The following is a 9,176-nucleotide window of genomic DNA, read 5'->3' on the forward strand; positions in this document are numbered from 1 at the left end:
GACTAGGTGAGCCGGCCGAACAGCGCCGGCAGCGTTCCCTCGTGCGCCGCGCGCAGCTCGTCGAGGCCGACGGTGAAGGCGTCCTGTACGTCGAGGGTGTCCCGGTCGACGACACCGACGCGCCGCCACGGCAGGCCCCGCACCTCGCACATGCCGGTGAAGCGCAGTTCCTCTGTGCGGGGCACCGCGACGACGGCGCGGCCGGCCGACTCGCTGAACAGCTCGACGAACGGGTCTGATCCGGCCGGCAGGATGATCCGGGCGCCGTGCCCGCCGCGCAGGCACGACTCGACGAGCGCCTGGGCGAGCCCACCGTCGGAGAGGTCGTGCGCGGCGGTGAGCATGCCGTCGCGGGAACCGGCGACGAGGATCTCGCCGAGCAGCTTTTCCCGGGCGAAGTCGACGGCCGGCGGCTCGCCGCCGAGATGGCGATGCGTCACCCACGCCCACTCCGAGCCGCCGAATTCGTCGGCGGTGTCGCCGAGCAGGATCAGGACGTCTCCCTCCTCGGCGAAGCCGATGGGCGTCCGGCGAGTGACGTCGTCGAACAGGCCGAGTACCCCGATCACCGGGGTCGGATGGATCGGCGTCGAGCCGGTCTGGTTGTAAAACGAGACGTTGCCGCCCGTTACCGGGAGGCCGAGCCGCCGGCAGCCCTCGGCGAGGCCCGCGCACGCCTGGGCGAACTGCCACATCACCTCGGGATCCTCGGGGGAGCCGAAGTTCAGGCAGTTCGTCACCGCGATCGGCACCGATCCGGTGGCGGCCACGTTGCGGCACGCCTCCGCCAGGGCGAGCTGGGTGCCGGCGAACGGGTCGAGCCGTGCGTACCGCCCGTTGCCGTCGGTGGCGAGCGCGATCCCCAGGCCGGTGGCCGCCGACAGCCGGAGCACGCCCGCGTCCTCCGGCTGGGCGAGCACGGTGCCCGCCTGCACGTACCGGTCGTACTGGTCGGTCACCCAGGCCCGCGAGCACAGGTTCGGGGAGGCGACCAGCCGCAGCAGGGTCTCCCGCAGCTCCGGCCCGGTCCGTGGCCGGGCGAGCCGGGCGGGCGTGGGCGCGTCCGCCCGGACCAGGTCGAAGTCGACCGGGCGGCGCAGAGGGCGCTCGTAGACTGGGCCATCGTCGGCGAGTGATCCGGGCGGAACGTCGACGACGACCTCGCCATGCCAGCGTACGGTCAGCCGACCGCTGTTGGTGACGGTGCCGATCCTGGTCGCGAGCACACCCCAGCGCTCGGCGAGGGCGAGAACCTCGGGCAGCGCCTCGGGCGTGACGATCGCCAGCATGCGCTCCTGGGACTCGCTCGCGAGGATCTCGTGCGCGGCCATCGACGCCTCGCGCAGGGGCACGAGGTCGAGGTCGACCTCCATGCCGCCGGGCTGGCCGGTGGCGATGCCCGCGGCGGTGGTCTCGGTCAGCGCGCAGGTCAGCCCGGCGCCGCCGAGATCCTGGATGCCGGTGACGAGCTTGCGGTCGAACAGCTCCAGGCAGGCCTCGATCAAGATCTTCTCGGTGAACGGGTCGCCGACCTGCACCGAGGGCCGCCGGGCCGGGCCGCCGCCCTCGTCGAAGGTCGCCGACGCCAGTATCGAGACGCCGCCGATGCCGTCCCGGCCGGTCCTGGCGCCGAGCAGGACGACGGCGTTGCCGACCCCGGTCGCCGCCGACGTCTGCACCCGATCGACCGGCATGACCCCGACGCACAGGGCGTTGACCAGCGGGTTACCCGCGTAGGTCGGGTCGAAGACGACCTCGCCGCCGATGGTGGGCAGGCCGAGGCAGTTGCCGTAGCCACCGATGCCGGCGACGACCCCGGGCAGGACCCGGGCGGTGTCCGCAGCGTCGGCCTCGCCGAAGCGCAGCGGGTCGAGCACGCCGATCGGGCGGGCCCCCATGGTCAGGATGTCGCGGACGATGCCGCCTACACCCGTCGCGGCCCCCTGGTATGGCTCGACGAAGCTGGGGTGGTTGTGCGACTCGATCTTGAAGGTGACCGCCAGCCCCTCGCCGACGTCGACGACGCCCGCGTTCTCCCCCATGCCCACCAGCAGCCGGTCCGTCGACGGGGTATCCCGGAACTGCCGCAGATGCACCTTGGAGGACTTGTAGGAGCAGTGCTCGCTCCACATCACCGAGTACATCGCGAGTTCGGCGTCGCTGGGCCGGCGACCGAGGGTCGCGATGATCAGGGCGTACTCGTCGTCGGTGAGCCCCAGCTCCCGGTAGGGCTGCTCGGCGGGGGGACTCACGGAGGTGGCCGCGGGGGCGGCGGGGTTGCCGGTCACCCTCCCATCCTCGCCGATATCCCCTGATCCGGGCTCCCGGGCGGACAAGGAGACCCCTTCGTAACCAAAAATCCCTCTTTAAGAGGAAAAAGCCGACAAAACGCCGGACAGTACCGAGGTGAACATGCGAAGCCCGCCGACCCCAGGGCCGGTGAGGTCGTCAACAGCGTGCTCGGGATGCGGCATCAGGCCCACGATCGTCCGGCTCTCGTTACAGATCCCGGCGATGTCGGCGGCCGACCCGTTGGGATTCCCGCCGACGTAGCGCACCACAACCCGCCCGGCCGCCTCGAGTTCGGCGAGCACGCCCGGGGCCGCGACATAGCGACCATCCCCGTGCTTCACCGGGATGACGATCTCCTCGCCGTCCTGGTAGCCGCGGGTCCAGGCAGTGCCCGGCGCCTCGACCCGCAACCGCTGGTCGCGGCAGACGAAGTGCAGTCCCACGTTGCGAGTCAATGCCCCGGGGAGCAGGCCGGCCTCGCAGAGCACCTGAAACCCGTTGCAGATGCCGAGAATCGGCAGGCCCGCGCGGGCCGCCGGGACGAGGGCCGCCACCATGGGCGAGAACCGGGCTATCGCACCGGCGCGCAGGTAGTCACCGTAGGAGAATCCGCCGGGCAGGATGACGGCATTGACGCCGGCGAGATCGCTGTCGCCATGCCAGAGGGAGACCGGTTCGGCACCGGCGGCCCGCACTGCGAGCGCCGTGTCCCGGTCGTCGAGGGAGCCGGGGAAGGTGACGATCCCGATCCGGGCGGGCGGGGCCGCCTCGGTCACTACCACACCCATCGCGATACCCGCCCAGATCCCTCGGAGTCCACTCCCGTCAGCGTAGCCGGTCGGATTGTGGGGCGGCCGGTCGAGGAAGGGAGTCGGCCGATCGACGAAGGGAGTCGGCGGGGGACGGCGGGAGACGTCAGACCGGATGGATGCCCTCGGCCACCTCCGGGCGGGCAGCGGGCCAGGGCCCCGTCCGCGCCCGGCTCAGCCGCTCCCCGGGAGCGATCTCCTCCCAGGTGAGAGTCTTCTCCAGATGCACGCGGGTGCCCCGATGGGGGCCGTCCACCTGGTGGAACTGCACCCGGTCCATCAGAGCGCGCATGAGAAAGATGCCACGGCCTTGCTCGGGAACATTTTCCGGCCTGGGGAAATCGCTGTTCTGGCGGGCCGTCCGATCGAGATTATCCATGCCGTCGAAACCGTCGCCGCGATCGCTCACCTCGATGATGGCGACTTCGTTGTCCACTCCCACCAAAACCTCGTACTCGTCGCTGTCATGGGCATGTAGAAGAACATTGTCGCACGCTTCTGTCAATGCAAGTTCAACATCGTAAATGCATTCTTGGCTGACGCCCAGGACTTTCAGGGACTGCGTGCAGATACGTCGAACTACGGGTATGGAGATCTCATCGTGGGGCAACGACAGGCTTACTTTGATCTCCATGCCGGAGGGTGTACCCGCGTCACGCATCATCAACCGAACGACCTACGCCGGCGCAGGCTCGATCCGGTCACATGCCATCGGTCATCGTAATCGGTTATTGCGATAGGTTATCGCAATCGGTTATCTCAATCGGGCGGCGAGGGCTCGGCCCAGCTCGGTGCCCGAGTGTCAGGCATTCTCGATCTTCGGTGTTCCCCAGCCGTCGCCGGCGAGCCCGATCCCACTGCCGGACAGGTAGTACGGCTGTTCGTGCGGACGGTCCGGGCGGGCGAAGGTCCACCTTTGCACGTACGTCCAACTGGGTTGCACCGTGATGGTGAGCAGGCGCCGTAGTGCCGCGACGAGATCGGGCCCGGCCGCCGCGGGGTCGGCCAGCCGCGCCCGCGCGAAATCCGGCGTCGAGTGGGCGACCAGGACGGCGGCACTGTCACCCCGGCGACGGCCGTCGTCGGCGATCCAGGCGATCGTATCGTCGTCGTGGACGAAGGCTCCGTCGATCGGTGCCCAGCACCGGTAGGGCCAGCCGGCGAGCTGCGCCCGCTCCTCGGTGCAGGCCGGGTCGAGATGGCGCAGCGCCTGCGGGTCGGGCATCGCGAGGACCACCGCGTCGGCGGCCTCGTCGTCGACGCGGGGACCCGGGGTGATCCGGCGGATCGGCGTGGACTGCGCGACCTGCACCCCGGCGCGGGACGCGAGGTCGGCGACCAGGGAACGCAGCCCGCGTGGGGCGGCGTACCGCAGCGGGCCGGAACGCGGCTCGGCCAAGGTGGCGGTCGGCCCACTGATTACCGACATTCGGTGCGTCCAGGGGCGTACCAGGCCACGGATGAACCAATCGTCCACGACTTCGCGGAACTCCGGCGAGGTGGCGGTGAAGTACGACGCGCCGGAGTCCACGATGCGCCCGTCTATCCACCGTGAGGCCATCCGTCCGCCGATCACGCGGCCCCGGTCACGGACATCCACGGTGATTCCCTCGGCTAGCAGTGTGCTGGCGCAGGCGATCCCAGCAATGCCCCCGCCGGCAACGACGACCTTCGCCACCGACCCCCCATATATCGAGATGAATGCCGCGGGCGCCGCCTGTCGAGCGGCCTTTCACCGGTTCCCGCGGCGTCGTCTTCCTGGATGTGCCGCCACGGTGACGGTGGCTTGCGGACGAGCGTCGATGATGCTCGCCATCAGTCCCGCCAGGGCCCGTCCGCCGAACGGCTGTGTTCATCGTGCCCATTGAGGAGGGGGCCGCGTGCGGTATCCGTGGTAATGGTTCCGCAGTGACGGGATAGTCCCTGCCGTGGAAGAGGGTTATCCCTGAATGGGCGCCCGAGATGCCGGGGATGCATCTGTCGTCGACCGGATCTGTCGGCTGTCGGCTCTCCGTCGGCCCGCTCCTACGACGGGGCCCGCTCCCGCGACGGGAGCGGTGGTGTGTGCCACGGGCGCGGCCGCCACCCGGCACCCTCGTCATCCGCCGACCATGGCTTAGCCTTACCCGCAGGAAGTCCATGACCGCGCGTGACGGCCTCTACCCCAGGAGGTCGTGATCGCTCGCCGACCCGCACCCCAGCGTCCCGGCACCCGCCCGGCACGAGTCGCCACGCCCGGCTCTGGCGGGGGAGCCGCACGGAGCCGTCGCCGCCCGTCTGTCCACGGATCCGATGGGGCCATCCCCGCCGTCGGACCGCGGGAACCCTGTCCCTGCGGGTCGGGCCGTCGTTACAAGGCGTGCCACGGCGAGCGGAACCGGCCGGCTCCCGTGCTGCGCCCGTTCGCGGGCCGCCGCGACGAGCCGGACCTGGTCGCCCTGCGGGAGCTGGTGCCCAGCGCCACCGCGCCGCTGACCCTGGCGGCGGCCTACCTCGCCGACCATCCTGAGCACGCCGACCGGCGCATCACGCTCTGCACGATGCTGCCGCAGGCCGCCCCCGCCCTGGTGCGCGAGGACGGCGAAATCCTGGTCGCCCTGCAGATCGCCCTTCCGGGTCTGGACGCATCGCGGGATGTCGCCGGTGCCCTGCTCGCCGCACTCGCCGCTGAGCCGGGGAGTGTGATCGACATCCCGCCTGCCTCCGCGCCGCGCCTCGTGGAACAACTGCCCGCGGGACTCGCCGGGTTGCCCCGGCTCACCGACCTGCTGGACCCGGCACCCCTGGGCATCACCGTTCATTCCGGGTTCGGATGGTGGCTGCCACCGTCGGACGAGGAGAGCGGTCCGAACCAGGAGGTGGCGGTGATGCTGGAGCGCGCCAACGCCACCGTGGTGCCCACCGTCCGGCTCACCTCGGTGCCGGCTGCCTACTGGTGCCACCCCGGTGACCGCTGGCACCTGCGGTGGGCGCTTCCGCTGGCCTGGCTGGGCGCGGCGGGTACTGCGGCGGGCACCGGCTCCGAGGCCGAGGCGGTCGCTCCCATCGGCGCGGGCGCCGACGTCGCCCCCACCGAGGAGGCGTTGCTGGATGCGCTGGCTCGCCTGGCTGCGGCCGAACGTCTCACGGTGGGGGAGGGCTCCAGGTTCATCGGGTTCTTCCGCGCCGACGGGCTCGTCGTTCCCGTCTGGGATCTCGCGCCCGGAAGCGAGGCGGACCGCTGTGAGGAGCCGGCCGCCGCGCTGCGGGTGGCCTATCAACGGGCACTGGCCGACACCACGGCACTGACCGCACACGAACGCCGGGTGCGGGCGGGTCTTGTTGGACGCAGCCTCACCCTGCGCTGACGGCGTCGGCGCCAGACCGCGGTGTCGGGGTGGGGTGCGGTGTCGGGGTGGGGGTGCGGTGTCCGGGAGGATGAAGCGCCGTGAGCAGGGTTGACGATCCGGAGAACACCTTTGACGTCATTGTCGTCGGGGCGGGCCCGGCCGGTGGCAGCGCGGCGCGGGCGGCGGCGAACGCCGGGGCCCGGGTGTGCGTGCTCGAACGCTCGGCGGTACCTCGCTACAAGACCTGCGGTGGCGGCCTGGTCGGCCTTTCGGCGGATTATCTCGGCACCGAACTGACCGGTCTGGTCCGAGCCAGCGTCAGCTCGCTGACGATGACCTGGGACGGCCGCTTCGAGGTCACCCGCGGCCGGTCCGGCGGCCGTCCCTGGATGTCGATGGTGATGCGATCCGATCTGGACGCCGCTCTCCTGGCCGCGGCGGCTGCGGCCGGCGCGACCGTGCGGACCGGTGCGCACGTGGTGGGGCTGACCGAGAGCGGGCCGGGCGGGACCGGTCGGGATGTGACCGGGCCGGGCGAGGCCGGGATCGCAGAGGACGCCGGGGATCAGGATGACGGTTGGGTGACCGTGCGTCTCCGCGCGGGGGCGGGCCTGCGCGCTCGGGTGGTGGTGGGTGCGGACGGCACCTCGGGTCGTTGTGGCACCTATGCCGGTGTCCGCTGTGACCAGGTCGACGTCGGCCTGGAGGGCGAGTTTGTCGCCGACCCGGCGCGTGCCGCGCGATGGGCCGGGCGCATGCTCATCGACTGGGGGCCGGTGCCGGGTTCCTACGGGTGGGTGTTCCCCAAGGGACGGGTGCTCACGGTCGGCGTGATCGGTGATCGTGCCGAGGGCGCCGCGCTGCGCGCCTATTACACCCGGTTCGTCGACCGGCTCGGGCTCACCGACCTGCCGCGCCAGCATGACTCCGGACATCTCACCCGGGTGCGGGCCGTCGGCTCCCCGCTGCGTCGGGGCCGGGTATTGGTCGCGGGGGACGCAGCCGGGCTCCTGGATCCGTGGACACGCGAAGGCATCTCGTTCGCATTACGGTCGGGTCGGCCCGCCGGGGAGGCGGCCGCCGCGGCGAGTGTGGGTGTCGGTCGCGCGAGGGCGGGCGTGACCCGGGCTAGGGGGGTCACGGATACAAGGCCGACTGGCCCGGGTACCACGGCGCCTAGCCCGGGTGCCACGGCGCTCGACGCCTTGGCCGCCTATCCCGCGCGCGTCGAGACGATCCTGGGCCCCGAGATGGCGGCGGGACGAGAGGTCCTGGCCGCGTTCACCCGCCGGCCGGGCGCGATGCACACGGTCATGGCGGGCCCGGGCGCCTTCGGGCTGTTCACCCGGCTCATCGAGGGACGGACCACCATCGCCCGGCAACTGCGTCGTCCCGGCGTGCGGACGGCGGTGGCGGTGCTGGGCCGCTGAGGTGCTGAGGCAGCCGGCGGTGCCAGCGGCGTCAGCCGCCCGGGTAGCCGCGGCGTTCCTCGCCGAAGCGTTCGGCCACCGCGCCGGCGATCTCCCGATAGGCCGCCCGCGTCTCCCGTTTCAGGCTCGACAGCACGATCCGTCCCCCGTCGGCCAGATGCGGGTCGAACGGGACCCGGACCACCCGTCGCGTCCGGGCTTCAAAATGCCGTTCCAGCGTGTCGACGTCGACCCGCTCGCCCTGGACGGGGAACATTGAGATCACGGCGACCGCCTCGCGGACATGGTCGGAGTAGCCGTGCGCGTCCAACCAGTCGAGAGTGGCGCTCGCGCTGGACCCGCCGTCGGCGCTGGCGCTGCTCACGATCACCAGCGTGTCGGCCAGCTCCAGCACCCCGTGCATCGCACTGTGCAGGATGCCCGTCCCACAGTCGGTCAACAGGATCGAGTAGTGTCGTTGCAGCAGATCGTCGACTGCCCGGTAGTCGGCGTCCCCGAAGGTGTCCGACAGCTCCGGATCGTTGGCCGACGCCAGCACCTCCAGCCTCGAGTCGGCCTGTGACAGGTACCTGCGGACGTCCACGTACCGGTGCAGACGCGGAGCGTCCGCCAGCAGCTCGCGCACCGTGTGGGCGGAGGTGCGTGGCACCCTGGAGCCCAGGGTGCCACGGTCCGGGTTCGCGTCGATCGCCACCACCCGGTCATCGCGCAGGCTGGCCAGCGTGGAGCCGACCGCCACCGTCGTCGTGGTCTTGCCGACGCCGCCCTTGAGGGACATCACCGCGATGCGGTGACAGCCGTGCAGCGGGTTCCGGATGCGCGCGAGGAGCCGGCGGTCGCGAACCTCGTCGGGGGACGGACCGGGGTTCACCGCGCCCGCCGAGACCTGGTACACGAGCCTGCGCCAGCCGCGGGACGCCGTCTCTGGGGGAGCGGGCAGCAGTGCGCTGGTGGCGAGCCCCGCCCGGCCGTTTCCCGGTTCCCGGGGACCCGTCTCCCGGGGACCCGGTCCCGCCGGGCCGCCGGGCGGCCCGGCTGGCTCGGGATCGCGCAGCCAGGAGGGGATGCGGCCGGCTTCGGTGGGCGTGCGGGCCGGGCCAGTATGCGGGCCGCGGGCCGCCTTGCTCCCGGTTCTCGACCGGCCGGGGGGCGGCGGCGTCGAAGTCCGCCCGTCTCATCGCGGCGGTCTCCTCCAGAGCGGACGAGTTTGCCGGCGCCACCGGCGGCGTGCTCCGCCACGGATCATGGCGTTCGTCCCGCGGGGCCGGTGGCGGGCCCGGTGGCGGGGGCTGGGCGTACGGGTCGGACGGTGGCGG

The 9,176-nt window shown here is 71.8% G+C and carries 7 protein-coding genes; 2 read left to right on the top strand and 5 right to left on the bottom strand.

Annotation, left to right across the window (positions count from 1 at the left end; translation table 11 throughout):
* Nucleotides 1-2 precede the first annotated feature (2 nt).
* The 4 genes from purL to ACY5KJ_RS13625 all read right to left on the bottom strand — a co-directional run bounded on the left by purL (nt 3) and on the right by ACY5KJ_RS13625 (nt 4,779).
* Nucleotides 3-2,288 carry a phosphoribosylformylglycinamidine synthase subunit PurL gene (purL, locus tag ACY5KJ_RS13610; protein ID WP_462203504.1) on the bottom strand — a complete coding sequence of 762 codons (2,286 nt, stop codon included), beginning with the start codon at nt 2,286-2,288 and terminating at the stop codon, nt 3-5.
* Between the two features lie 78 nt (nt 2,289-2,366).
* The gene (gene purQ / locus ACY5KJ_RS13615; RefSeq protein WP_462203505.1) at nt 2,367-3,080 is read right to left on the bottom strand and encodes a phosphoribosylformylglycinamidine synthase subunit PurQ; all 714 of its coding nucleotides are present in this window, start codon (nt 3,078-3,080) and stop codon (nt 2,367-2,369) included.
* 127 nt (nt 3,081-3,207) lie between these two features.
* Entirely contained in the window at nt 3,208-3,765 is a 558-nt protein-coding gene (locus tag ACY5KJ_RS13620) for an ATP-binding protein (protein WP_462186132.1), read from the bottom strand.
* 138 nt (nt 3,766-3,903) lie between these two features.
* Entirely contained in the window at nt 3,904-4,779 is an 876-nt protein-coding gene (locus tag ACY5KJ_RS13625) for an NAD(P)/FAD-dependent oxidoreductase (protein ID WP_462186133.1), read from the bottom strand.
* A gap of 496 nt (nt 4,780-5,275) precedes the next feature.
* On the opposite strand from ACY5KJ_RS13625, the gene ACY5KJ_RS13630 reads away from it, so the two are divergent.
* Nucleotides 5,276-6,448 (top strand): DUF5926 family protein, encoded by a 1,173-nt coding sequence (locus ACY5KJ_RS13630; RefSeq protein ID WP_462186134.1) that lies wholly within the window; start codon nt 5,276-5,278, stop codon nt 6,446-6,448.
* An 80-nt stretch (nt 6,449-6,528) separates the two neighbouring features.
* Complete coding sequence (locus ACY5KJ_RS13635) at nt 6,529-7,860, top strand: geranylgeranyl reductase family protein (RefSeq protein WP_462203506.1); 1,332 nt, start codon at nt 6,529-6,531, stop codon at nt 7,858-7,860.
* Nucleotides 7,861-7,891: 31 nt separating this feature from the next.
* Here the strand turns inward: ACY5KJ_RS13635 and ACY5KJ_RS13640 are convergent, their stop codons facing one another.
* Nucleotides 7,892-8,755: a MinD/ParA family ATP-binding protein gene (locus ACY5KJ_RS13640; protein WP_462186137.1), complete on the bottom strand. Its 864-nt coding sequence runs from the start codon at nt 8,753-8,755 to the stop codon at nt 7,892-7,894.
* Between the last annotated feature and the right edge of the window lie 421 nt (nt 8,756-9,176).

It is taken from the genome of Frankia sp. CcWB3, from assembly GCF_977927595.1.